Raw genomic sequence first — 23,043 nt, 5'->3', positions numbered from 1 at the left:
CGGCCCGGTGCCGCCGCAATACTCCCTAAAGCGGCGTCATCACCACGCGGCAGGTTTCTGCCGCGGAGCGCGCGGCGGTGTTCCACGTCGCCTGATTGCCGTTGCGGTGGAGGCGGGCGCCGGTCTTGTTCTCATAAACCTGCCCGCGGTTGGCCGGGGTCTCGCGCAGCACCAGCGTCTGGCGCCCGTTGACGCGGACGATCGCGCCGTCGCGGACATAATCGACCTTCAGCCGGGTTCCGCGGTCGCATTCATAGCTGGTGCCCGTGTTGCGCGGTACCGACGAGCAGCCAGCAATCGCGAGCATTGCGGCGGTCATGGCCATCACCCTGTTCATCGGCCTTCTCCCCTTCAATAGCCCGACCGGACGCACAGCACGTCGGCGAGGTAGATGCGTCCGTTCACCGTTTCCATATGTTCGCGCGCCGAGCCGTTCCAGCCGATCGAACGGCACCAGTTGTCGGCGGTGCGCGCGGCGCAGTTCGCGGTTCCCGATCCGCTGGCGCAGGCGAGCACCCGCGTGCGGCCCGTCATCGGCTGGGTGTGGAATTCGGCGAAATTGCCGCGCACGCTCTGGTCGTTGGCGGGTGGATAGGGATCGCCGCCCCCGGCGGGCCGCATCGACTGGACGGTGATGCCGCGCAGGATATTGCCGAGCATCGGCGTGTCGCGGTCGACGGTGCGGCACGTGCCGCGATAGCGCGTCTTCTCGCACAGCTCCCAGCGTCCCTGCGTCACCCGGATCGAATTGACCGGCCAGGCGAGGCCGAGATTCGGCTTCGCCTCGCCGATGAAAACGGCGGGCCCGCGATAGGCGGCGTCGCGATAGATGGTCGCCTCGGCCGGGCGATACATCCGGTCATCGGGCGTTTGCGCCGACGATGTCGCAAGACCGGCGCTTCCGGCGAAGGCGAGGCCGGCCAGAAGCGGCCAGCGAAATAAGGTTCCAGTCACGGCAACATTCTCCCCTGTGCAAAGAATATCGTCCCACCAATGTTGAAATTATGCTATATTCTTTGGATTGGCAATCGAAGTAATAGCGGCCGCTTTTCGGGCTGCGAAGCGTGAAGCAACGGTGCAACCAACCGGCGCGAGCGCCGTTTGTCTCCTGTCATGTCCGACCTTTCCGCCTCCGGGTTTTCGGCCAGCGCGGCGTTCGCCGAGTATATCGCGGACCAGATGTTTCCCTGCGTGGGGGCCAAGTCGGCGCTTGCCGCCGGCGGGCTTTCGATCATCGAGGTCGGACCGCTCGCATGCGGACGCGACGACGACCGGATTCTGGATGCGCTCGAGCGTACGGCGGACGCCTTCTGGAGCGGCAGTGGCCGGCGGTTCCACTCGCTCGCCGTCCTGTTCGCGAAGCCCGCGCCGTGCGGCGAGGCGGCGTTCGAAGGGCAGATGTGGGCACGGCTGCAGGCGCTCGCCGATCGTGACGCGGCGCGCGGTGCGCCGGCCGATCCCGAGGTCAGCGAACATCCGGCGAGTCCGTGGTTCGCGCTCAGCCTCGGCGGGCATGGCTATTTCGTCGTCGGATTGCACCCGGCGGCGAGCCGCCCCGCGCGCCGCTTCGGCAGGCCGGTGCTGGTCTTCAACCTGCAGGCGCAGTTCGCGGCGCTCCGGCGCGCGGGACTTTACGACAGGATGCGCGCCGCGATCACCGCCCGCGACGCCGCGCTGGCCGGCGCCCCCAATCCGATGCTCGCCGATTTCGGCAATGCGAGCGCGGCCGCGCAGTTCAGCGGGCGCGCGGTGGACACCGACTGGTTCTGCCCCTTCCTGCCGCCCCGGCGGAGGACACGCGCTGCCTGAGATCGCGCCTCGCTCGGGAACCGCCTTCACGCTCGACCGCGGGCAGCGGCTGGTCGTGATCGACCCGCGCGGCGAACAGGTCGCCGACCTGCTCGCCTTCGATCGTACCGACGTCGCCGAGGTGATCTCTTCGGGGCGGACACTCGACTATGCGGGCCGGATCTACCTCACGACCGGCGACAAGCTCTATTCGAACCGCAGCAACGTCCTGCTCGAAATCGTCGCCGACGACGTCGGGCGCCACGATTTCCTGCTCACCCCCTGCTCGCGCGACACCTTCCGCATCCTCTATGGCGATGCGGACCCGCATCGCGGCTGTTTCGGCAATCTCGCCGAGGCGCTCGCGTGCTATGGCATCGGGTCCGACGCGATCCCGGTGGCCTTCAACTGCTTCATGAACGTCCCCGTCGATGGTGTGACCGGCGAACTGCGCGTCGATCCGCCGCTCAGCAAGGCGGGCGACAGCATCACCTTCCTCGCCCATGCCGACCTGGTCATCGGGCTCACCGCCTGTTCGGCGCCGCAATCGAACAACGGCAGTTTCAAGCCGATCGCCTATCGGATCGAAGGATGAGCGCCGCGCCGTTCCCGTCGCTGGGCGCCCGGCTGCGCGCACATATCCTCTATGCCGCGCGCCATCGCCGACGGCTCGACCTCGTCAACCCGCGGCGCTTCACCGAATGGGTGCAGTGGCGCAAGCTGTTCGATCACGATCCGCGCCAGCCCGCGCTGCAGGACAAGCTCGCGGTCAAGCGCCACGTCGCCGAACTGCTCGGCCCCGACTGGGTGACCCCGACGCTCTGGCACGGAACGATCCTGCCCGATCGGCCGCTGTGGCCGGCGCCGTTCGTCGTCAAGGCGCGCCATGGCTGCAACCAGAACCGCTTCGTGCGCGACGCGGGCGCGAATTGGCCCGAAATCCGGCGCGCGGGCGCGCGCTGGATGCGCCATCGCTACGGCCACTGGCTGGACGAATGGCTCTATCGCGGCATCCCGCGCGGCCTGCTCGTCGAACCCTTTGTTGGGGAGAGGGGGCGGCTGCCGATCGACTGGAAAATCTATGTCTTTGGCGGGCGCCCCGTCGCGGTGCAGGTTCACCGCAACCGCGAGACGGCGCATAGCTGGGCGCTGTTCACCCCCGACTGGGTACGGCTCGCGGCGCCCGACGGCCTGCCCGACCCCGCGCCGCCCGAAAGCCTGCCGCGCATGCTCGCGGCCGCGGCGCTGCTCGGCGAAGGCTTCGATTTCATTCGCGCCGATTTCTACGAAGTCGGTGGCGCGCCGCGGTTCGGCGAGGTCAGCTTTTACCCCGGATCGGGTCTCGACCCGTTCCGGCCCGACGCGATCGACCTGTGGCTCGGCGAGCTGTGGCGCGCGGCGCGCGATGGCCGGCGGGCGGGCGCGGTGGCGGCGGGCGACTGGCTCGACCGCTCGGCGCGCCGCGCCGACGCGCTAGACCAGCCCTAGCATCAGCCCGGCGAGCGCCGCCGACATCAGGTTCGACAGGCTGCCCGCGAGCAGCGCCTTGAGGCCGAGCCGCGCGATCATCGGGCGCTGGTTGGGCGCGAGGCCGCCGGTCACCGCCATCTGGATCGCGATCGAGCTGAAATTGGCGAAGCCGCAGAGCGCAAAGGTCGCGATCGCGACCGAGATCGCCGAGAAATCGCCCTGCACCTTGCCGAGGTCGATGAAGGCGACGAATTCGTTGAGCACGACCTTGGTGCCGAACAATCCGCCGACCGCGGCGCTTTCGTCCCACGGCACCCCCATCAGCCACATCACCGGGCGAAAGACCGTGCCGATGATCGCCTGGAACGACAGGTCGGGGTAGCCGAACCAGCCGCCGATCCCGCCGAGCAGCCCGTTGGCGAGCGCGACCAGCGCGACGAAGGCGAGGACCATCGCGCCGACCGCGACGGCGAGCCGGACACCGGTCTGCGCGCCCTGCGCCGCGGCCATGATGATGTTCGCGGGTTTTTCCTCGTCGTGGCTCGCCTCGGGCATGATCACGGGCTCGATGCCCAGATCCTTGGGGTCGTCGGGCATCATGATCTTCGCCATCAGGATGCCGCCCGGCGCCGACATGAAGCTCGCGGCGAGCAGATAAGGAAGCAGTTGCTCGCCGATCATGCTCGCATAGGCGCCGAGGATCGTGCCCGCGACCCCGGCCATGCCGACCGTCATCACGGTGAAGAGCTGCGACGGGGTCAGGCTGGCGAGATAGGGGCGGATGACGAGCGGCGATTCGGACTGGCCGACGAAGATGTTGGCCGCGGCGCCGAGGCTTTCGACCTTGGTGATGCCGGTCACCTTCTGGATCGCGCCGCCGACCCATTTGATCACGAGCTGCATGATGCCGAGATAATAGAGGATCGAGATCAGCGAGGCGAAGAAGATGATCACCGGCAGCGCCGCGATCGCGAAGCTGTTCGCGCCCATTTCGGGCGAGGCGAGCGGGCCGAAGATGAAATCGGTCCCCGCCTTCGCATAGCCGAGCAGGTTCGACACGCCGTTCGACATCGCCTGGATGACCGCGCGGCCCCACGGCGTGCCGATCACGAGCAGCGCGAAACCGGCCTGGAGCAAGAAGGCGGGAACGACGACGCGCAGCCGGATCCAGCGGCGGTTCGACGAAAAAGCGAGAGCGATCGCCAGCAATGCGACGATCCCCAGCAGACCAATCAGGCGTTCCATATTCTCGTCGCGTCCCCCGCAAGTTTATCCGGTCTGTCTAGCGGCCTTTGGCGACGGGGCAAGGGGCGCGCGTCGAGCCGTGCTTCTCGGACTTTCCAGCCCGCGCAAAAGCGACTATCGGGCGGCATGACCGAACCGACCTCGGCGGCGCTGCCGCGCACGCTTTCCCCCTCGCTCTTCCTTTTCTCGATCGTCTATGGCGGCATGGTCGTGCTCGCGGGCGTGCTCGGCAACAAGCAGGTCGCGTTGGGCAGCTGGCTCGCGGTCGAGGCGGGCATCTTCGCCTTCCTGCTGCTCGTCGCGCTGTCGAGCGCGGTGTCCGAACTGCACGGACAGTCGGTTGCGAACCGGCTGGTGCTTTGGGGCTTCGTTCCGCTGGTTCTCTCGATCATGCTGACGGCGCTGGTTCTCGCGCTCCCGGCCTCGCCCGAAATGCAGCCCGAGAGGCTTGCGGCGTTCGACCTGATCCTCGGCCAGAGCCCGCGCCTGATGGCGGCAGGGATCGTCGCCTATGGCACTTCGCAATTCCTCAATGTCACGATCTTTTCGAAGCTGCGCGGGCGTGAAGGGGCCGGCACGACCTGGCTGGCGATTCGCGGCGCCATCGCGAGCGCCTTGAGCCAGATCGTTGATACGCTGCTGTTCGTGACGATCGCCTTCTATGGCGTGTTCCCGATCGCCAACCTGATGGGCGGGCAGATGCTCGCCAAGGTCGCGCTGTCGGTGCTCGTCATTCCTTTCGTCATCACCGGCCTGGTCGCGCTCGGCCGCAGCCTCGATGCGAAAAACGCCGGATGATATCGATGACCGACCCCTCCAAAATGCCCGACCTGCTCGCCAAGGCCGAAACGCTCGTCGAGGCGCTGCCCTATCTGCAGCGCTATGCCGGCGAGACCTTCGTGATCAAATATGGCGGCCATGCGATGGGCGATCCCGAGGCGCAGCGCGACTTCGCCGAGGATGTCGTGCTGCTCAAGGCCGTCGGGATCAACCCGGTGGTCGTCCACGGCGGCGGCCCGCAGATCGGGGCGATGCTGAAGCAGCTCGGCATCGAATCGACCTTCGTCGGCGGTCTCCGCGTCACCGACGCCGCGACCGCCGAGGTCGCCGAAATGGTCCTCGCGGGCAAGATCAACAAGGAGATCGTCGGCTGGATCGCCGGGCTCGGGGGGCGCGCGGTCGGCATTTCGGGCAAGGACGCCAATCTGGTGCTCGCCGAGAAGGTGCGGCGCAGCGAGCCCGACCCCAATTCGGGGATCGAGCGCCACGTCGACCTGGGCTTCGTCGGCGAACCGGTCGGCGTCGACCCGACGATCCTCACCAATCTGACGAACGATCATTTCATCCCGGTCGTGGCGCCGGTCGCGCTCGGCGCCGACGGCGCGACCTACAATATCAACGCCGACACGATGGCGGGGGCGATCGCCGGCGCGCTCGGCGCCAAGCGCTTCTTCCTGCTCACCGACGTCGCGGGGGTGCTCGACAAGGCGGGGGCGCTGCTTACCGACCTCGACCGCGCAGGGATCGACGCGCTCAAGGGCGACGGAACGATCACCGGCGGCATGATCCCCAAGGTCGACACCTGCTTGTCGGCGGTCGACGCCGGGGTCGAGGCGGCGGTCATCCTCGACGGGCGCATTCCGCACGCGATGCTGCTCGAAATTTTCACCGCCAGGGGTGCGGGCACGCTCATTCATCGCTAGGATGAAGCGAAGACCCGACGAACCCGGCCGGAGACCTTAATGTACCTCATGCTTCTTCAGATTCTGTCGATCCTCCTCAACATCCTGTGGTGGATCATCATCGTCCAGGCGGTGATGTCGTGGCTGCTCGCGTTCAATGTGATCAACACCCACAATGAATTCGTGCGCCAGCTCTGGTATGTGCTCGAACGCATCACCGAGCCGCTCTATCGCCCGTTCCGGCGCATCATGCCCGATTTCGGCGGCATCGACCTGACGCCGATGGTCGTCCTGATCCTGCTCATCATCCTGCGCAGGCCCGTGATGGACTACCTCTACACGCTCGGCGTCAACGCCGGGGTGATCTGATGGCGGCCGCGGTCATCGACGGCAAGGCGTTCGCCGCGGCGCTGCGGCTGCGGATCGCCGACGCGGTTCCGGCGTTCGAAGCGGCGACGGGCCGCGTGCCGGGCCTTGCGGTCGTGCTCGTCGGTGACGATCCGGCGAGCGCCGTCTATGTCGCGTCGAAGGGCAAGGCGACGCTCGCCGCCGGCATGGCGAGTTTCGAGCATCGGCTGCCCGCCGACGCGACGCAGGGCGAGGTCGAAGCCTTGCTCGCCCAGCTCAACGCCGACGAGGCCGTCGACGGCATCCTGCTGCAACTGCCGCTGCCCGGCCATCTCGACGAACAGGCGGCGGTCGCGACGATTGATCCCGACAAGGATGTCGATGGGCTGACCCCGGCCAGCGCGGGGCGGCTCGCGCTCGGCATCCCGGGTATGGTGCCGTGCACCCCCTATGGCTGTCTGCTGCTGCTCCAGGACCGGCTCGGCGACCTGTCGGGCAAGGACGCGATGGTGATCGGCCGCTCGATCCTCGTCGGCAAGCCGATGGCGGCCTTGCTGCTCGGCGCCAATTGCACCGTGACGATGGCGCACAGCCGGACAAAGGATCTCGCCGAACGCGTCCGCCGTGCCGATATCGTCGTCGCCGCGGTCGGACGGCCCGAGATGGTGAAGGGCGATTGGATCAAGCCCGGCGCGGTCGTGATCGACGTTGGCATCAACCGCCTGTCGCCCGCCGAGGGCGCGGCGAAGGGCCGGCTCGTCGGCGACGTCGCCTATGACGAGGCGGCGGCGGTCGCGGCGGCGATCACTCCCGTCCCCGGCGGGGTCGGGCCGATGACGATCGCCTGCCTGTTGCGCAACACGCTGGTCGCCGCGCACCGCCGCGCGGGGCTCGCCGATCCGGAGGGTTTCTGATGCGCAGGCTGCCGTTGGCCGTCCTCGGCCTCGTCCTGCTCGCCGGCTGTGCACCGCGCGGCGACATGTACAACCGCCCGCTCGGGGCCAATCCTAGCGCCTTCATCGCCGCCGAAATCGCCTTCGCGCGGCTCGCGCAGGACAAGGGACAGTGGACCGCCTTCCGCGAGACCGCGGCAGCGGATGCGGTGATGTTCGTGCCGCAGCGGGTGAAAGCGCGCGACTGGCTCCGATCGCAGAAGGACCCCGCGACAGCGGTGAAGTGGCAGCCGCACGCGGTCTTTATCAGCTGCGACGGCAATGCCGGCGCGACGACCGGCGCGTGGCAGAACGGGCCGGCGCAGGGCTATTTCACCACGGTCTGGCGGCGCGACCCGATGAAGGGCGATATCCGCTGGGTGCTCGACCATGGCGACGCGCTGGCGACGCCGCGCGAGGCGCCCGACTTCATCGCATCGCAAAAGGCGGTTTGCGGGTCGCGTCCCGCCGCGGCGCTGACCACGGCCGGGGAAGGCGACGACATGGCGGTCGGCCTGTCGCCCGACCAGACGCTGAGCTGGACCTCGATCGTCCGCGCCGACGGGTCGCGCCGCGTGACGGTGCGGATGTGGGACGGCAGCGCGATGACGCCGGTGATCGACGATCAGGTCGCGGCGCCGGCGAAGCCGTGATCGACCTTTTCATCTCGGCCTTCGTCACGCTGTTCGTGGTCATCGACCCGCCGGGCTGCGCGCCGATCTACGCCAGCCTGACGACGGGCGCGAGCGCGGCGCAGCGGCGGTCGATGGCGATCCGCGCGACCCTGATCGCCGGCGCGATCCTCGTCTTCTTCGCGATGTTCGGGGAGGCTTTGCTGAGCTTCCTCCACATCGACCTCGACAGCTTCCGCATCGCGGGCGGGATCATGCTGTTCATCATCGCGATCGACATGGTGTTCGAAAAGCGCACCGAGCGGCGCGAGCAGCGGGCGGAGAAGCTGCGATCGACGCCGGAGGTCGAGGATGTCTCCGTCTTTCCGATGGCGATGCCGATGCTGGCGGGGCCGGGCTCGATCGCCTCGGTGATGCTGCTCGTCGCGCAGAACAACGGACTCGACCGCGCGCTGGTCATCTTCGCCGCGCTGCTGCTCGTGCTCATGCTCACGCTCGCGGCGCTACTGACGGCGGGGCCGCTGATGCGGCTGATCGGGGGCAAGGGCGAGGCGGTGATCACCCGGCTGCTTGGCGTGCTGCTCGCCGCGCTCGCGGCGCAGTTCGTGATCGACGGGCTGAAGGCGAGCTTTCCGAGCCTGGGGTGATGGACCTTCCGCTTTGCGGAAGGCGCGGCACCGGCCCGCTCCCCCACCCGGCCTCCCATTTCAGGATACGCTGTTGGGAGGCCGGGTGGGGGAGCGGGCCGGTGCCGCATTGGGCGTCAGCCCGATAGGTTACCGCGCCGCGTTGACGTCGCTCTGCGTGACCGGCGCGATGCGGATTTCGACGCGGCGGTTGCACTGGCGGTCGGCCTCGCTCGTTTCGGGCGTGCATTTGAGCTGCGATTCGCCGTAGCCCATCGTCGCCATGCGCGCGCGCTGGACGCCGCGGGTGCCGAGGTAATCGGCGACCGATGCGGCGCGACGTTCGGACAGGCCCTGGTTGTAGCTGTCGCTGCCCGACGAATCGGTGTGACCGTAGATGTCGATATAGGTGCTCGGATATTCGCTGAGGGTCGAGGCGACGCTGTCGAGCGCGCTGCGGAACTGGCTCTTCACCACCGCGCTGTTGAGGTCGAAGGTAACGTCGCCCGGCATGTTGAGCACGAGCTGGTCGCCCTGACGCTCGACGTCGATGCCGGTGCCCGCGGTGCGTTCGCGCAGCTTCTTTTCCTGCTGGTCCATATAATAGCCCGCGCCCGCGCCGGCGACCGCGCCGATGCCTGCCCCGACGATTTCCTCGGTGCGGCTGTTCTTGCCGCCGATCAGGTCGCCGAGCAGATAGCCGCCGAGCGCGCCGCCGACGCCGCCGATCGCGGCCTTCGAAATCTTCTTTTCGCCGGTGACGGGGTCGGTGACGCAGCCGCTGAGGACGAGCGCGCCGATGCCGGCGAGGGTGGTGAGCTTGATCATCTTGGTCTTCATCGTTTCGCTCCCTTTTCTCCGGCGGCGCGCCATCCCGCTCGCCGCCATTCCATCCCGATAACAGATGGCCCGGCAAGTGGTTCCAAAATCTTGCTGAACCGGGGCTGACCTCGCATACCGCGGCGCCATTGTGCATCGCGGCGGCTTTGTCCTATAGGGACGCGATGACCGAAGATTGCCGGGGCCAGGCGCGCTCGCGCCCGCTACACATCCCATGACCCCCTTTCCCTGGAGCGACGTGGCGATCATCGCCGTGCTGATCCTCCTCAACGGCGTCTTCGCCCTGTCCGAACTCGCGATCGTCTCGGCGCGCGGCCCGCGGCTGCAGGCGGCCGAAAAGCGGGGAAGCCGCGGCGCCAAGATCGCGCGCCAGCTCGCCGCCGATCCGGGGCGCTTCCTGTCGACCGTCCAGGTCGGCATCACGCTGATCGGCATCCTCGCCGGCGCCTATTCGGGCGCGAGCCTCGGCCAGCCGGTCGCGGAGCGGCTGCAGGCGGCGCTCGGCCTCGACGCCGAAAGCGCGCGCAACGCCGGGTTCGCGGTCGTCATCGCGGTCACCACCTATTTCTCGCTGATCGCGGGCGAGCTGGTGCCCAAGCAGTTCGCGCTGCGCGCGCCCGAAAATATCGCGATCGTCATGGCGGTGCCGATGCTGTGGCTGTCGCGCATCGCCGCGCCGCTCGTCTGGCTGCTCGACACCAGTTCGGGCCTCGTCTTCCGCCTGCTCGGGCTCAAGCGCGAATCGGAGGATCGGGTGACCGCCGAGGAACTCCACCTGATCGTCGCCGAAGCGTCGAAATCGGGGGTGATCGAGGAAAGTGAGCGCGCGATCATCTCGGGTGTCGTGCGCCTCGCCGACCGCCCGGTGCGCGAGGTGATGACGCCGCGCATCGACGTCGACTGGATCGACATCGCGTCGGACGCCGACGCAGTGCGCGCGAAGCTGCTCGAAACCCCGCACACCCGCCTGCCCGCCGCGCGCGGCTCGGTCGACGACATCGTCGGCATCGTCCAGGCGCGCGACATCGCGGGAGCGCTGTTTCGCGGCGAGGCGCTCGACCTCGAGACGCTGATCCGCCGCGCCGCGGTGATCCACGACCAGATCGACGCGATGGACGCGCTCGAAAGCCTACGCGCCGCCGAAGTGCCGATGCTGCTCGTCCACGACGAATATGGCCATTTCGAAGGGCTGGTGACCCCCGCCGACCTGCTCTCTGCGATCGCGGGCGAATTCGCGTCGGACCAGGACATCGGCAGCGAGCCCTTCGTCATCGAGCGCGACGACGGCAGCCTGCTGATCGCGGGATCGATGCCCGCCGACCAGATGGCCGAACGGCTGGGGATCGAGCTAGGCGACGACCGCGACTATGCGACCGCGGCGGGCCATGCGCTCGCGATCCTCAAGCATCTGCCGACCGAAGGCGAGAGCTTCACCGACCACGGCTGGCGCTTCGAGATCGTCGACATGGACGGGCGCAAGATCGACAAGCTGCTGGTCAGCGCGATTCGCAGACCGAAGGGCGAGGACGCCGAATAGGCTCTTGACGCAACGACAGCCGGGCACCGGCCATTCGGTGTCGGCTTTGGGGTGGGGAGTGGGCGTTGCATGACTCGTCGCCCCCGCGAAGGCGGGGGCCGCTGGAGGCCTATTCCTGCGCCGCTGCGTAAAACGACGGCGGCCCCCGCCTTCGCGGGGGCGACGGCTATTATCGGTCGCTTTTAGACCTTCGTCATCCCGGACTTGATCCGGGATCCCGCTTTTTGAAGCATCGACTGACCTCGGAAGGTCGAGCGGGACCCGGGATCAAGTCCGGGGTGACGATGAAAGACAGGCGCGCGCTCCGGTGGATAGCCATTTGGTTCACGCCGGATAGGACTGCTCCCACTATAGCTCCCCGCCGAGCGCGCCGTACTTTGCCTCGAAGCCGGCCTTGTCGCCGCGCGCGAGATAGCCCGCCTGGTCGACCCAATTGTCGCGGGTGATGCGGCCCGTAAAATTGCCGAGTTGGGGATCGATCGCGGCAATGTCGGCGTCGGTCCAGGCGGCGATCTGGTCGAAGCGGGTGACGCCGAGGCCGTTCAGCAGCGCGACCAGCTTGGGGCCGACGCCCTTGAGCAATTGCAGATTGTCGGTTCTGCCCGCGGCGGGTGCGGGTGCGGGTGCGGGTGCGGGTGCGGGTGCGGGGGGTGGCGGTGCGGCGGGTTCGGGTGCCGGGGGCGGCGGAGCGGCCTCGACCGGTGCGGGCGGCGGAGTTGGCGCCGGGGCAGGGGCTGGCGTTGCGGCCTTCCTGAACGCGGGCTCGGCGGCGACGATGTCGGGCTTCGCCGGTTCGAGCGGCTTGGCGGGCTGCGCGGGTTCGATCGCTGGCGGCGCGATATCCTGCGGTCTCCGCCGCGCCGCGAGCCACCAGACGAGCGCGATGACGACGATCAGCACGACGAGCGCGACGATCCAGTTTTCCTGAAGCCAAGTCATGGGATTCTGCTCCTCATTCTCGTGCTCCCGCGGAGGCAGGAGGCCAGAGCGTCATGGCAGCTTGCGCTACTCTGGGTCCCCGCCTTCGCGGGGACACATTGGAAAGATTTAGATATCGAACAGCTTTGGTTCCGTCCAGCCTTGCTACTCGGCCTCGCGCGCGACCTCGCGCCAGCCCCTAGCGCGCTTCGCGCGCGACCTCGCGCCAGCCGATGTCGCGGCGGCAGAAGCCGGTTGCGAAGTCGAGGCGGTCGACCGCGGCATAGGCGCGCGCCTGCGCCTCGGTGACGCTCTTGCCCGTCGCGGTGACGTTCAGCACGCGCCCGCCCGCGGCGACGATCGCCCCGTCCGCCCGCGCGGTGCCGGCGTGAAAGACGCGAACGCCGCCCGCCTCGGCATCGGCGATGCCGCGGATCGCGCCGCCCTTTTCGGGGGTCCCCGGATAGCCGTTCGCCGCCATCACCACGGTCAGCGCATAGTCGTGCGCGAAGGCGGGTGGGGTCGCATGTCCGAGATCGCCCGTCGCCGCGGCGTGGAGCAGCGCGGCGAAATCGCCGGTGAAGCGCATCATCAGCACCTGGCATTCGGGGTCGCCGAAGCGGCAATTATATTCGATCAGCTTCGGCCCCGCGTCGGTGAGCATCAGCCCGGCGAAGAGGACGCCCACATAAGGCGTATTCTCGGCGGCGAGCGTGGCCACGGTCGGGCGGATGATTCGGTCCATCACCGCGGCCTCGAGGTCGGGGGTCAGGACGGGCGCGGGGCTGTAGGCGCCCATGCCGCCGGTGTTCGGCCCGGTGTCGCCGTCGCCGACGCGCTTGTGGTCCTGCGCGCTGCCGAACGCCATCACATCGGTGCCGTCGGAGAGCGCGAAGAAGCTCGCCTCCTCGCCGGTCATGAACTCCTCGATCACCACCTCGGCGCCCGCACCGCCGAAGGCGCCATCGAACATGTCGTCGATCGCCCCCGCAGCGTCCTCGCGCGTCTCGGCGATGATCACGCCCTTGCCCGCGGCGAGGCCGTCGGCCTTGATCACGACGGGGATCGCAAAGCCTTCGAGAACGGCGTGCGCTTCCTCGGCGGAGGTGCAGCGGACATAGGCGGCCGTGGGAATGCCGGCGCGCGCGCACAGATCCTTGGTGAAACCCTTCGACCCTTCGAGCTGCGCCGCGGCGGCGGAGGGGCCGAAGGCCGGGATGCCGATTTCGCGCAGCCGGTCGGCGAGCCCGGCGACGAGCGGCGCCTCGGGACCGACGACGACGAAGTCGATGGCGTGCGCGCGGACGAACGCGATCAGCCCGTCCAGATCGTCGGCGGCGACGCCCACGCATTCGGCGAAGGTTTCGATCCCCGGATTGCCCGGCGCGGCATAGAGCTTGCGGCAAGACGGCGATTGCGCCAACTGCCAGCTCAGCGCATGTTCGCGGCCCCCCGAGCCCACCAGCAGGATGTTCATGTCCATTCCTTTTCCCGATCCGGCATCCGACGAAGACCCCGCGGCGCGGCTGTTAGCCGAGGCCGGGACGCACGACAATGCACGCGCTTTGTCGGTCAGCCAATTGTCGGCAGCGATCAAGCGTACGGTCGAGGACGGTTTCGCGCGCGTGCGGGTGCGCGGCGAGCTGTCGGGGGCGAAGCGCGCGGCGTCGGGGCATTTCTATGCGGGATTGAAAGACGATAATGCGCTGATCGACATGGTGATGTGGAAGGGGCAGGCGGCGCGGCTGGCCTTCCGGCCCGAGGACGGGATCGAGGTGATCGCGACCGGCAAGCTCACCACCTATCCCGGCCGCTCCAAATATCAGCTTGTCGTCGAAAGCCTCGAGGTCGCGGGCGAGGGCGCGCTGATGCTGCTCTTCGAGAAATTGAAGGCGCGGCTCGGCGCCGAGGGGCTGTTCGACCGCGAGCGCAAGCAGCGGCTTCCCTATCTGCCGTGGACGATCGGCGTCGTCACCTCGCCCACGGGCGCTGTGATCCGCGACATCCTCCACCGCCTCGCCGACCGCTGCCCGACGCGGGTGATCGTCTGGCCGGTGCTGGTGCAGGGCGAGGGCGCGGCGGCGCAGGTCGCCCATGCGATCCGCGGCTTCGATGGCCTTGCACCCGGCGGACCGGTGCCGCGTCCCGACCTTGTCATCGTCGCGCGCGGCGGCGGCTCGATCGAGGACCTGTGGGCGTTCAACGAGGAGATCGTCGTGCGCGCGATCGCCGACTGCCGCATCCCGACGATCAGCGCGGTGGGGCACGAGACCGACGTGACGCTCGCCGACCATGCCGCCGACGTGCGCGCGCCGACGCCGACCGCCGCGGCCGAGATGGCGGTGCCGGTCCGCGCCGAGCTGATGGCGCAGCTCGCGACGTGGCGCGGACGGATGATCGGTGCGGCGACCCGGGCGCAGGCGCTGGGCGGCGAGCGCCTTGCCGCGCTTGCCCGCCACCTGCCGCGGCGCGAGGCGCTCTATGCGCCGCAGCGCCAGCGGCTCGACGATGCCGGGGACAAGCTCGACCGCAGCCAGCGGCACCGGCTGGCGGTGACCGCCGAGCGGCTGGCGAGCCGGTCCGCGGCGCTGCGCCCGGCGCTGCTCGCGCGGGCGTGGGACCGCGACCGCGCCCGGCTCGAGGGGCTGGCGCGGCTGCTCGCCTCGCTCGATCCGCGCGCGCTCCTGTCGCGCGGCTATGCGATGGTGCGCGATGGGGGCGGGGCAATCGTCACCCACGCCGCGACGGCGCGCGCCGCGGGGCATCTGCGGCTCCAGTTCGCCGACGGCGAGGTGCCGGTGGCGGTCGCGGACGGGGGGGCGCCGTCGCCGCGGCCGGCGCGCAAGCCTTCGCCCGCTCCGCCGGGCAAGGGGCAGGGGGAATTGTTTTGAGGCGGTGAGGCCGGTTCGGAGTGGGAAATTGACATCCTCACCTTCGTCATTCCCGCGAAAGCGGGAACCCAGAGCGTGCTCCGGCTGGCCCCACCCTGGGTTCCCGCTTTCGCGGGAATGACGAAGGTGTGAGGCGGGGATGTCTTCAACCGACCGCTAGCGAATGCGCCGACAAACGCTACGGTGCTCTATCCTAGCGGCGAGCGGGGGTGGCCGCGCGGCGCGATGCTGCTATAGTCGTCCGCCCGATACGTCTCTTCCCGATGGATATGCCCCCATGCTGATCGCCAGCCGCAACCGCCTCGCCCGCCTCCAGTACGGACCCAACGGGTTCCGCATCCTGTCGCCGGGCGACCATGTGCTGTGCGCGGTGACCGGCGCGCCGATCGGGCTCGACGAGCTGCGCTATTGGTCGGTGGCGCGGCAGGAGCCCTATGCCACCGCCGCCATCTCGGTGCAGGCCGCGCTCGACGACGCCAGCAAGGCATGAGGGTGCGCCGCGGCTGGCCGTTTCCCGCGGCCGTGCTGACCTTGCTGATTCTCCCCGCGAGCTGCGTGCCGCCCGCCGCGGCGCCCGAAAGTGCGTCGCCGCCTGTTTCTTCACCGGCACCGCGCCCGGCTCCGACGTCCGCGCCGCCGCCGGCCCCGCTCCACACCGACTTCGCCATCGTGCGCGGGACGCCGGTGCAGGGCGGCACGCTGCTCGGGCAGGCGCCCGACACGACACAGGCGCTGACGCTCGACGGCAAGCCCGTTCCGGTCGCCGACGACGGACGCTTCCTGATCGCCTTCGACCGCGACGCCGCGAGCGAGCAGCACCTCGTCGCGACGCTCGCCGATGGGCGGCGGGTCGAGCGCGCGCTTAGCGTCGCGCCGGGGAGCTGGCGGATCGAGCATATCAACGCGCCGTGGCGCGGCGGCGCGGCGAGCGATGCCGAGTTCGCGCGCCGCCGCCCCGCCGAACTCGCGCAGATTGCCGAGGCGCGCCGGGTCGACCACGACGTCGACGGCTGGCGCCAGCCCTTCCGTTGGCCCGCGACCGGCCGATTGTCGGGCTTCTTCGGGTCGCAGCGCGTCTATCAGGGCAAGCCCGGCGCCTATCACAGCGGCACCGACATCGCGGTTCCGGCGGGCACGCCCTTCTATGCCCCCGCCGACGGGGTGGTCGTGCTCGCGGCGGCGACGCCCTTCACGCTCGAAGGCAATCTCCTGATGATCGATCACGGCATGGGGCTGAACAGCGCCTTCCTCCACTGCCAGCACCTCGAGGTGAAGGTCGGCGACCGGGTGGTGCAGGGGCAGCGGCTGGGGACCACCGGATCGACTGGACGTGCCACCGGCCCCCACCTTCATTGGGGACTCAAATGGCGCGACGCGCGGCTCGATCCGGGCACGCTTGCGGGGCCGATGCCGCGCTGAGGATTTTGCTGCACTGCAGCAAAACCGGTAACGACTGAAACAAAATGTCGCGAAATGGGCGGTGTTAGCACATTGTATTTCGCCGCTTCTCGCGGATGTTGCAAATACGTCACAATGGCCCGCGAAACCGCAAAAATGGCGGGGAATTTCCTTTACTCAAAATGAATGAGGGGTCATCCCGCAGCCTATCGGGGTGTCTCGCGCGCTGGGCAGGGAGTCTGCGCGCGCAATTCATTCAGGTATCATAGCCACCAGTAGCAAGGGACTGCACTGTGAAGAAAACTCACTTTTCGAAGCTGAAAATGAGCGCCGCGCCCATCGTCATGGGCATCGCGCTGGTTTCGGCTCCTGCGTTCGCGCAGGATGCGCCGGCCGACGAGGGCGCGGCCACTTCCGACGACACGATCGTCGTCACCGGCTCGATCCTCCGTCGCACGGACACGGAAACGCCGTCGCCGGTCACCGTGCTTAGCTCGGAAACGCTCCAGGAGCGCGGCATCAACACCGTCTCGGACGCCGTTCAGCGCCTGTCGGCCAACGGCGCGGGCACGATCACCCAGGGCTGGAACACCGGCTTCAACTTCGCGTCGGGCGCGAATGCTCCGGCGTTGCGCGGCCTGACCGTGCAGGCGACGCTGTCGATCTCCGACGGCCTGCGCATGGCTCCCTACCCGCTCGCGGATGACGGCCAGCGCAACTTCGTCGACCTCAACACCATTCCCAATGCCGTCGTCGACCGCATCGAAGTGCTGCGCGACGGTGCGTCGTCGACCTATGGCGCCGACGCGATCGCGGGCGTGATCAACATCATCACCAAGAAGGAAATCCAGGGCCTCCACCTCGGCGGTTCGGTTGGCGTGTCGCAGCGCGGCGATGCCGGCGAGCAGCGCGTCGACGTGACCTGGGGCTATGGCGACCTCGCCGACCAGGGCTTCAACTTCTACGTCAGCGGCGAATATCAGAAGCAGGATGCGCTCTATGCGCGCGACCGCGGCTATCCGTTTAATTCGGCGGACTGGTCGGGCAAGTGCGGCGCGAGCGGCAGCTGCCTGCCCAACCTCAACTGGAACGGCCTGACCCAGGAAATCATCGACGGCTTCATCGCTTCGGGCCGCCCGGGCTTCATTCCCGTTCCCGATCCGGGGTCCGATCCGGAAGATCCCACCTACGATCTTGGGTACACCACGGCGAACTGGGGTGCGGCTTATAACGGGCTGATCTCCATACCGGGCGTGGCGCTCGTGCGTCGTACTGGCGTGGGCGCGGCAAATCCGGCCGATCCGCGCAACAGGTTCCAGTTCCTGAATCCGGCAGCGGGTTGTCGCGGTTACGACGAGATCACCATCACGCCGGAAATATCGAACACCTCGCCGTTGACGGCATGCGAGGTCGATTTCCAGAACCAGTATATCATGCTGCAGCCGGAGATCGAGCGTAAGGGCCTGACCGCGCGCTTTACCGCCAACGTCGGCGACAATGCGCAGGTCTATGCGATCGCCAACTATTATCAGACGAAGAGCCATGCGTCGTTCACGCCGCTCGGCTTCAACGGCACGCCGACGCCGCCGAATAACGGCGCGGCTGCTTACAACGTCATCCTGCCGGTCTATGTCTGCGCCAACGGCGTCGGAACGGCTAACGGGCTGAACACCGGTTGCGACGCCACCAATGGCGTGCTCAACCCGTACAACCCGTTTGCCGCCGAGGGCGCGCGCGCGCAGATGCTCGTTCGTTCGACCCGCGGCCGTACGGTCGATACCAACTCGCGCGCGTTGCGCGGCGTGCTGGGTATCGACGGCAGCTTCGGCGACGACTGGCGTTATTCGGCCAACTTCACGGCGTCGGAAACGCGCCTGAAGCGCGCGCAGGAAAATTACCTGATTCCGCAGCGTATCATGGATCTCGTCGCGCGCGGCGAGTTCAACTTCAACGATCTGGAAGCCAATTCGCAGGATGCCTGGGACTATATCGCTCCGCGTCAGGTGACGACTTCCGTGTCGCAGCTGTGGCAGGTTCAGGCGACGCTCGCCAAGGATCTGTTCGAGCTTCCGGGCGGTCCGCTGCAGGCGGCGGTCGGCGTGTCGTATCGCGACGAATCGATCGACGCTCCCAGCGCCAACCCCGGCACGCTTGGCAACCAGTATGATCGCTACTACAGCATCAACTCGGTCGGCACCGCGGGCAGCCGCAACGTGAAGTCGGCGTTCTTCGAAGTGAGCGCGCCGATCATCGACCAGCTCGAACTCGGCTTCTCGGGCCGCTACGACGATTATTCGACGGGCCAGTCGAACTTCTCGCCGAAGCTCAGCGCCAAGTTCACGCCGATCCCGCAGGTCGCCATTCGCGGCACCTTTTCGAAGGGCTTCCGTATCCCGAGCTTCAACGAAAGCTTCGGCCTGCCGACCACGGGTTATGTGACCCGCACGGTCGACTGCGACACCTACCAGGATTTTTGTGACGCGCACGGTAACAACTCTTATGCGACGGGCAATTATTCGCTGGGCCTGACGCAGGTCGGCAACCCCGATCTGGATCCCGAAAAGTCGACGGCATTCACCGCCGGCGTGATTTTCGAACCGATCCGCAACGTCAGCCTGACGGTCGATTTCTGGCACATCAAGGTCAAGAACCTGATCACCGGCGTGACGGATACGAGCGCGGCCGAAGCGGCTTATTACGCTAACAACGGCAATGTTGACATTCCGGGCATCACCGTTCTTCCGGGGCAGCCGGATCCGGCGTTCCCGAACGCACTGCCGGTGCTGGGCTTCATCCAGTCGTCGTTCACCAATCAGGACCAGCAGACGGTCAGCGGCATCGACTTCGGCGCCCGCGCCAGCCTGCCGATCGGCAGCTCGCTGACCTGGCGCACCGACTTCGACGCTTCGTACATGCTGAAGTACGAGCTGAAGACCGACGGCGGCGATGTGCTGCGCTACGACGGCACGCTCAGCCCCTGCAACATCACGTCCTGCTCGGGTTCGCCCAAGTGGCGCGCGACGTGGCAGAACACGCTGGAGTTCGGCGATACCGCGGTCAGCCTGACGGCCTATTACACCAAGGGCTATGACACGGCGTCGATCGACTTCGGCGGCATCAAGGGCGATTGCGCGTTCAACGCCGCCAATGGCACCTCGACGCACAGCTATGTCGATGGCACCCCGGTCAATTGTAAGACCAAGGACATCTGGAACCTCGACATGACGGTTTCGCAGAAGATTGGTGACAAGTTCACGGTTTACGCGAACATCCTCAACCTTCTCGACACCAAGCCGCCGTTCGATCCGGACTCGGCCTATGGTCTGTTCGGCTTCAACCCGGCTTGGGCTGGTCCGAACATCATGGGTCGCTACTTCCGCATCGGCGCGAAGGTCGACTTCTAAGTCAAGGACTTGTAGGAAAGTGGGCGGTTCCCTCGGGAGCCGCCCATTTTCTTTGGCCCAGCAGCGCGGCTTTGCGGCGCTGGCCCGACGAAAGGAACAATCGGAGTGATTCGCATTCTCTCTCTCGCCGCCCTGTTGGCGGTCGCCCCGGCGGTGTCCTATGCCGCGGCACCCGAGAAGGCGTCGGCCGACAAGCCCGACACCGAAAAGAAAATCTGCAAGCGCGAGGTCGCAACCGGTTCGATCATGTCGCGCCGCGTCTGCCACACCAGGGCCGAATGGGACCAGCTCGAAGCGCAGGGCAAGGCCGACCTCGATCGCACCCGGGCGATGGAGCGCTCGCGCTCGCTTGTCGAAGGCAACCGCTGAGCGGTATCGAACGTCCCGGCCCTGAAGCCGGGACATTCTCATTTCCGGCGATCAGGGGCCCGGCGTCAGCACCAGCGCTCCATCGCCCTCGTCGACCTTGATGGTCGACCCGTCCTTCACCTCACCCTTCAGGATCAGGTCGGCGAGCGGGTCCTGCAGATATTTCTGCACCGCGCGCTTCAGCGGCCTTGCGCCGTAGACCGGGTCATAGCCGACCCGGCCGAGCCACGCGCGCGCGGCGTCGGTGAGGTCGAGCGTCACCTTGCGGTCGGCGAGCAGCTTCTGCACCCGCGCGACCTGAATATCGACGATCCCCCCCATATGCTGCTGCGCGAGGCGGTGGAACAGCACGATCTCGTCGAGCCGGTTCAGGAACTCGGGCCGGAAATGCGCGCGCACCACCTCCATGACCGCGGGTTCGGCCTGCTCGACCGGCGCGTCGTCGGGTAGCGCGGCAATCGCCTGGCTGCCGAGGTTCGAGGTCAGGATGATCAGAGTGTTGGTGAAGTCGACCGTGCGGCCCTGCCCGTCTGTCAGCCGCCCGTCGTCGAGCACCTGAAGCAGGATGTTGAACACGTCGCCATGCGCCTTTTCAACCTCGTCGAAGAGGACGACCTGATAGGGGCGCCGCCGCACCGCTTCGGTGAGCACCCCGCCTTCCTCATAGCCGACATAGCCCGGCGGCGCGCCGATCAGCCGCGACACGGCGTGCTTTTCCATGAACTCGCTCATGTCGATGCGGACCATCGCATTGTCGTCGTCGAACAGGAAACGCGCGAGCGCCTTGGTGAGTTCGGTCTTGCCGACGCCCGTCGGGCCGAGGAAGAGGAACGAGCCGAGCGGCCGGTTCGGATCCTGTAGCCCGGCGCGCGCGCGGCGCACCGCGGTCGAGACCGCACGCACCGCTTCGTCCTGACCGATCACCCGCTGGCCGAGCGTATCCTCCATGCCGAGCAGCTTTTCGCGCTCGCCCTCCATCATCCGGTCGACCGGGATGCCGGTCCATTTGCTGACCACCGCGGCGATATCGTCGGCGGTGACCTCTTCGCGCAGCATCGCGTTGCCGGCGATCGCCTGCGCCTCGTCGAGCTGCTTCTCGAGCCCGGGGATGGTGCCGTAGCTGAGCTCGCCCGCCTTGGCGAGGTCGCCCGCGCGCTGCGCCTGTTCGAGCTGCCCGCGCGCGGCGTCGAGCTGCTCCTTGATCTTCGCTTCGGCGTGGATCTTGTCCTTCTCGGCCTGCCATTTCTGGGTGAGTTCGGCCGACTGTTGCTCGAGGTTGGCGAGGTCGGCCTGGAGCGAGGCCAGCCGGTCCTTCGACGCCGCGTCGCTTTCCTTGCCGAGCGCCGATTCCTCGATCTTCATCTGAATGATGCGGCGGTCGAGGCTCTCGATCTCCTCGGGCTTCGATTCGACCTCCATGCGGATGCGGCTCGCGGCCTCGTCCATCAGGTCGATCGCCTTGTCGGGCAGGAAGCGGTCGGAGATATAGCGGTTCGACAGCGTCGCGGCGGCGACGATCGCGCCGTCGGTGATCCGCACCCCGTGGTGCAGCTCGTACTTCTCCTTGAGCCCGCGCAGGATCGAGATCGAATCCTCGACCGTCGGCTCGCCGACGAACACCGGCTGGAAGCGCCGCTGGAGCGCGGGGTCCTTCTCGACATATTTGCGATATTCGTCGAGCGTCGTCGCGCCGATGCAGTGAAGCTCGCCGCGCGCGAGCGCCGGCTTCAAAAGGTTCGAGGCGTCCATCGCGCCCTCGCCCTTGCCCGCGCCGACGAGCGTGTGCATCTCGTCGATGAACAGGATGATCTCGCCCTCGGCCGCTTTCACGTCGTCGAGCACGCCCTTCAGCCGCTCCTCGAACTCGCCGCGATATTTGGCGCCCGCGATCAGCGCGCCCATGTCGAGCGCGAGCAGGCGGCGGTCCTTCAGGCTGTCGGGGACGTCGCCATTGGCGATGCGCAGCGCGAGGCCTTCGGCGATCGCGGTCTTGCCGACGCCCGGCTCGCCGATCAGCACCGGGTTGTTCTTGGTCCGGCGCGCGAGAATCTGCACGGTGCGGCGGATTTCCTCGTCGCGGCCGATGACCGGATCGAGCTTGCCCGCGCGCGCGACTTCGGTGAGGTCGCGGGCGAATTTCTCGAGCGCTTCGTAGCGATCCTCGGCCGATGCAGTGTCGGCGGTGCGGCCGCCGCGCAGATCGTTGATCGCGCCGTTGAGCGCGTCGGCCTTGACCCCGGCGTCGGCGAAGACCTTGCCGACCGGCGTCGCGGCCGAAAGCACCATCGCGAGCAGCAGCCGCTCGACGGTGACGAACCCGTCGCCGGCTTTCGTCGCGACCTGCTCGGCTTGGTCGAGCAGGCGCACCGCGTCATTATCGAGCCCCGGGGTCGCCTGCGCGCCCGACCCCGACACCGCGGGGACTTTGGCAAGCAGCGCGTCGATGCCCTGCACGGCGCGCGCGGCGTCGCCGCCGCTCTTCGCGATCAGCCCCGCGGCCATGCCGTCCTTGTCCTCGAGCAGCGCCTTGGCGATATGCTCGGGACCGATCCGCTGGTGGTTCATGCGGATCGCAATCGTCTGCGCCGCCTGCAGGAAGCCCTTGGCGCGATCGGTGAATTTTTCGAGGTTCATGAAGTAAGCCCCTTTCTCGCAACCAGAGATAGTGTTGCTGTTTTGCAACACAAGGGCGGTTTTGAAGATTCACGCGGAGGCGCGAAGGCGGTTTATACGGCCTCCTCTATATCTCGTCATGCTGAACTTGTTTCAGCATCCATGGCCTGCCCTTTCATCCGGCGCAGCGCCTATTTCGTTTCACGCGAAGGCGCAAAGACGCGAAGAGGTCGCGCCTGCCGCGAAGCGGCATTCCTGTCGCAACATCGTGGCAGGACGCGCTGTCCTGAAGATTATGGGGCCTATCGGCCCAAGCCTTCTTCTTCGCGTCTTTGCGCCTTCGCGTGACA

Annotated in this window: 22 protein-coding genes; 15 read left to right on the top strand and 7 right to left on the bottom strand. The window is 67.6% G+C overall.

What is annotated here, in order from left to right; translation table 11 throughout:
- Positions 1-25 precede the first annotated feature (25 nt).
- A complete protein-coding gene (locus ACOTSS_RS16875; RefSeq protein WP_448689140.1) occupies positions 26-337 on the bottom strand; it encodes an MliC family protein in 312 nt (103 codons plus the stop codon).
- 14 nt (positions 338-351) lie between these two features.
- Complete coding sequence (locus ACOTSS_RS16870; protein WP_448689139.1) at positions 352-954, bottom strand: beta/gamma crystallin-related protein; 603 nt, start codon at positions 952-954, stop codon at positions 352-354.
- Between the two features lie 159 nt (positions 955-1,113).
- On the opposite strand from ACOTSS_RS16870, the gene gntA reads away from it, so the two are divergent.
- Genes gntA through ACOTSS_RS16855 form a run of 3 tightly spaced genes read left to right on the top strand, consistent with a single transcriptional unit; the run spans position 1,114 to position 3,276 of the window.
- A complete protein-coding gene (gntA, locus tag ACOTSS_RS16865; protein WP_448689138.1) occupies positions 1,114-1,809 on the top strand; it encodes a guanitoxin biosynthesis heme-dependent pre-guanitoxin N-hydroxylase GntA in 696 nt (231 codons plus the stop codon).
- 49 nt (positions 1,810-1,858) lie between these two features.
- A complete protein-coding gene (locus ACOTSS_RS16860; protein ID WP_448691367.1) occupies positions 1,859-2,383 on the top strand; it encodes a DUF1989 domain-containing protein in 525 nt (174 codons plus the stop codon).
- Positions 2,380-3,276, top strand: a complete 897-nt coding sequence (locus tag ACOTSS_RS16855; RefSeq protein ID WP_448689137.1) for an ATP-grasp fold amidoligase family protein — start codon at positions 2,380-2,382, stop codon at positions 3,274-3,276. Before ACOTSS_RS16860 ends, ACOTSS_RS16855 begins: the two co-directional genes overlap by 4 nt.
- Here the strand turns inward: ACOTSS_RS16855 and ACOTSS_RS16850 are convergent.
- Positions 3,262-4,503, bottom strand: coding sequence for a NupC/NupG family nucleoside CNT transporter (locus ACOTSS_RS16850; protein ID WP_448689136.1), 1,242 nt, complete (start codon positions 4,501-4,503; stop codon positions 3,262-3,264). The genes ACOTSS_RS16855 and ACOTSS_RS16850 overlap by 15 nt on opposite strands.
- A 126-nt stretch (positions 4,504-4,629) precedes the next feature.
- On the opposite strand from ACOTSS_RS16850, the gene ACOTSS_RS16845 reads away from it, so the two are divergent.
- Genes ACOTSS_RS16845 through ACOTSS_RS16820 form a run of 6 tightly spaced genes read left to right on the top strand, consistent with a single transcriptional unit; the run spans position 4,630 to position 8,744 of the window.
- Positions 4,630-5,301 carry a queuosine precursor transporter gene (locus ACOTSS_RS16845; RefSeq protein ID WP_448689135.1) on the top strand — a complete coding sequence of 224 codons (672 nt, stop codon included), beginning with the start codon at positions 4,630-4,632 and terminating at the stop codon, positions 5,299-5,301.
- Positions 5,302-5,306: 5 nt separating this feature from the next.
- Positions 5,307-6,206, top strand: coding sequence for an acetylglutamate kinase (gene argB, locus ACOTSS_RS16840; protein WP_448689134.1), 900 nt, complete (start codon positions 5,307-5,309; stop codon positions 6,204-6,206).
- A gap of 39 nt (positions 6,207-6,245) precedes the next feature.
- Positions 6,246-6,554 carry a YggT family protein gene (locus ACOTSS_RS16835; protein WP_448689133.1) on the top strand — a complete coding sequence of 103 codons (309 nt, stop codon included), beginning with the start codon at positions 6,246-6,248 and terminating at the stop codon, positions 6,552-6,554.
- Positions 6,554-7,447: a bifunctional methylenetetrahydrofolate dehydrogenase/methenyltetrahydrofolate cyclohydrolase FolD gene (folD, locus tag ACOTSS_RS16830; protein ID WP_448689132.1), complete on the top strand. Its 894-nt coding sequence runs from the start codon at positions 6,554-6,556 to the stop codon at positions 7,445-7,447. Before ACOTSS_RS16835 ends, folD begins: the two co-directional genes overlap by 1 nt.
- Positions 7,447-8,118 carry a hypothetical protein gene (locus ACOTSS_RS16825; RefSeq protein WP_448689131.1) on the top strand — a complete coding sequence of 224 codons (672 nt, stop codon included), beginning with the start codon at positions 7,447-7,449 and terminating at the stop codon, positions 8,116-8,118. The genes folD and ACOTSS_RS16825 overlap by 1 nt, the downstream gene beginning before the upstream one ends.
- Positions 8,115-8,744 carry a MarC family protein gene (locus ACOTSS_RS16820; RefSeq protein WP_448689130.1) on the top strand — a complete coding sequence of 210 codons (630 nt, stop codon included), beginning with the start codon at positions 8,115-8,117 and terminating at the stop codon, positions 8,742-8,744. The genes ACOTSS_RS16825 and ACOTSS_RS16820 overlap by 4 nt, the downstream gene beginning before the upstream one ends.
- A gap of 129 nt (positions 8,745-8,873) precedes the next feature.
- Here ACOTSS_RS16820 and ACOTSS_RS16815 read toward each other — a convergent pair whose 3' ends face one another.
- Complete coding sequence (locus ACOTSS_RS16815; RefSeq protein ID WP_095387339.1) at positions 8,874-9,563, bottom strand: OmpA family protein; 690 nt, start codon at positions 9,561-9,563, stop codon at positions 8,874-8,876.
- Between the two features lie 214 nt (positions 9,564-9,777).
- Between ACOTSS_RS16815 and ACOTSS_RS16810 the strand changes: the two genes are divergently transcribed.
- On the top strand, positions 9,778-11,100 hold the full coding sequence (locus ACOTSS_RS16810) for a hemolysin family protein (RefSeq protein ID WP_448689129.1): 1,323 nt from the start codon (positions 9,778-9,780) through the stop codon (positions 11,098-11,100).
- A 348-nt stretch (positions 11,101-11,448) separates the two neighbouring features.
- Here ACOTSS_RS16810 and ACOTSS_RS16805 read toward each other — a convergent pair whose 3' ends face one another.
- Positions 11,449-12,039, bottom strand: a complete 591-nt coding sequence (locus tag ACOTSS_RS16805; protein WP_448689128.1) for a hypothetical protein — start codon at positions 12,037-12,039, stop codon at positions 11,449-11,451.
- Positions 12,040-12,217: 178 nt separating this feature from the next.
- The gene (gene purD, locus ACOTSS_RS16800) at positions 12,218-13,495 is read right to left on the bottom strand and encodes a phosphoribosylamine--glycine ligase (protein ID WP_448689127.1); all 1,278 of its coding nucleotides are present in this window, start codon (positions 13,493-13,495) and stop codon (positions 12,218-12,220) included.
- Here purD and xseA point away from each other — a divergent pair.
- The 5 genes from xseA to ACOTSS_RS16775 all read left to right on the top strand — a co-directional run bounded on the left by xseA (position 13,494) and on the right by ACOTSS_RS16775 (position 20,080).
- Entirely contained in the window at positions 13,494-14,909 is a 1,416-nt protein-coding gene (gene xseA / locus ACOTSS_RS16795; protein ID WP_448689126.1) for an exodeoxyribonuclease VII large subunit, read from the top strand. The two genes, purD and xseA, sit on opposite strands and share 2 nt — an antisense overlap.
- Positions 14,910-15,186: 277 nt before the next feature.
- A complete protein-coding gene (locus ACOTSS_RS16790) occupies positions 15,187-15,399 on the top strand; it encodes a DUF2093 domain-containing protein (protein WP_448689125.1) in 213 nt (70 codons plus the stop codon).
- Entirely contained in the window at positions 15,396-16,328 is a 933-nt protein-coding gene (locus ACOTSS_RS16785; protein ID WP_448689124.1) for a M23 family metallopeptidase, read from the top strand. The genes ACOTSS_RS16790 and ACOTSS_RS16785 overlap by 4 nt, the downstream gene beginning before the upstream one ends.
- Before the next feature lie 302 nt (positions 16,329-16,630).
- Positions 16,631-19,711, top strand: a complete 3,081-nt coding sequence (locus ACOTSS_RS16780) for a TonB-dependent receptor plug domain-containing protein (RefSeq protein ID WP_448689123.1) — start codon at positions 16,631-16,633, stop codon at positions 19,709-19,711.
- 105 nt (positions 19,712-19,816) lie between these two features.
- A complete protein-coding gene (locus ACOTSS_RS16775) occupies positions 19,817-20,080 on the top strand; it encodes a hypothetical protein (protein WP_448689122.1) in 264 nt (87 codons plus the stop codon).
- Positions 20,081-20,131: 51 nt separating this feature from the next.
- Here the strand turns inward: ACOTSS_RS16775 and clpB are convergent, their stop codons facing one another.
- Positions 20,132-22,714, bottom strand: coding sequence for an ATP-dependent chaperone ClpB (clpB, locus tag ACOTSS_RS16770; RefSeq protein ID WP_448689121.1), 2,583 nt, complete (start codon positions 22,712-22,714; stop codon positions 20,132-20,134).
- Positions 22,715-23,043: the final 329 nt, after the last annotated feature.

This window comes from Sphingopyxis sp. NJF-3 (genome assembly GCF_053514865.1).
Note: the sequence above shows the minus strand (reverse complement) of the source record. Positions and strands in the feature narration are given on the sequence as shown.

Excerpts from the sequence above, each read along its gene's own strand:
- ACOTSS_RS16875 (WP_448689140.1), bottom strand. The coding sequence starts at position 337 with ATGAACAGGGTGATGGCCATGACCGCCGCAATGCTCGCGATTGCTGGC.
- gntA (WP_448689138.1), top strand. The coding sequence starts at position 1,114 with ATGTCCGACCTTTCCGCCTCCGGGTTTTCGGCCAGCGCGGCGTTCGCC.
- ACOTSS_RS16855 (WP_448689137.1), top strand. The coding sequence starts at position 2,380 with ATGAGCGCCGCGCCGTTCCCGTCGCTGGGCGCCCGGCTGCGCGCACAT.
- ACOTSS_RS16850 (WP_448689136.1), bottom strand. The coding sequence starts at position 4,503 with ATGGAACGCCTGATTGGTCTGCTGGGGATCGTCGCATTGCTGGCGATC.
- ACOTSS_RS16845 (WP_448689135.1), top strand. The coding sequence starts at position 4,630 with ATGACCGAACCGACCTCGGCGGCGCTGCCGCGCACGCTTTCCCCCTCG.
- argB (WP_448689134.1), top strand. The coding sequence starts at position 5,307 with ATGACCGACCCCTCCAAAATGCCCGACCTGCTCGCCAAGGCCGAAACG.
- ACOTSS_RS16835 (WP_448689133.1), top strand. The coding sequence starts at position 6,246 with ATGTACCTCATGCTTCTTCAGATTCTGTCGATCCTCCTCAACATCCTG.
- folD (WP_448689132.1), top strand. The coding sequence starts at position 6,554 with ATGGCGGCCGCGGTCATCGACGGCAAGGCGTTCGCCGCGGCGCTGCGG.
- ACOTSS_RS16825 (WP_448689131.1), top strand. The coding sequence starts at position 7,447 with ATGCGCAGGCTGCCGTTGGCCGTCCTCGGCCTCGTCCTGCTCGCCGGC.
- ACOTSS_RS16815 (WP_095387339.1), bottom strand. The coding sequence starts at position 9,563 with ATGAAGACCAAGATGATCAAGCTCACCACCCTCGCCGGCATCGGCGCG.
- ACOTSS_RS16810 (WP_448689129.1), top strand. The coding sequence starts at position 9,778 with ATGACCCCCTTTCCCTGGAGCGACGTGGCGATCATCGCCGTGCTGATC.
- ACOTSS_RS16805 (WP_448689128.1), bottom strand. The coding sequence starts at position 12,039 with ATGACTTGGCTTCAGGAAAACTGGATCGTCGCGCTCGTCGTGCTGATC.
- xseA (WP_448689126.1), top strand. The coding sequence starts at position 13,494 with ATGTCCATTCCTTTTCCCGATCCGGCATCCGACGAAGACCCCGCGGCG.
- purD (WP_448689127.1), bottom strand. The coding sequence starts at position 13,495 with ATGAACATCCTGCTGGTGGGCTCGGGGGGCCGCGAACATGCGCTGAGC.
- ACOTSS_RS16790 (WP_448689125.1), top strand. The coding sequence starts at position 15,187 with ATGCTGATCGCCAGCCGCAACCGCCTCGCCCGCCTCCAGTACGGACCC.
- ACOTSS_RS16785 (WP_448689124.1), top strand. The coding sequence starts at position 15,396 with ATGAGGGTGCGCCGCGGCTGGCCGTTTCCCGCGGCCGTGCTGACCTTG.
- ACOTSS_RS16780 (WP_448689123.1), top strand. The coding sequence starts at position 16,631 with ATGAGCGCCGCGCCCATCGTCATGGGCATCGCGCTGGTTTCGGCTCCT.
- clpB (WP_448689121.1), bottom strand. The coding sequence starts at position 22,714 with ATGAACCTCGAAAAATTCACCGATCGCGCCAAGGGCTTCCTGCAGGCG.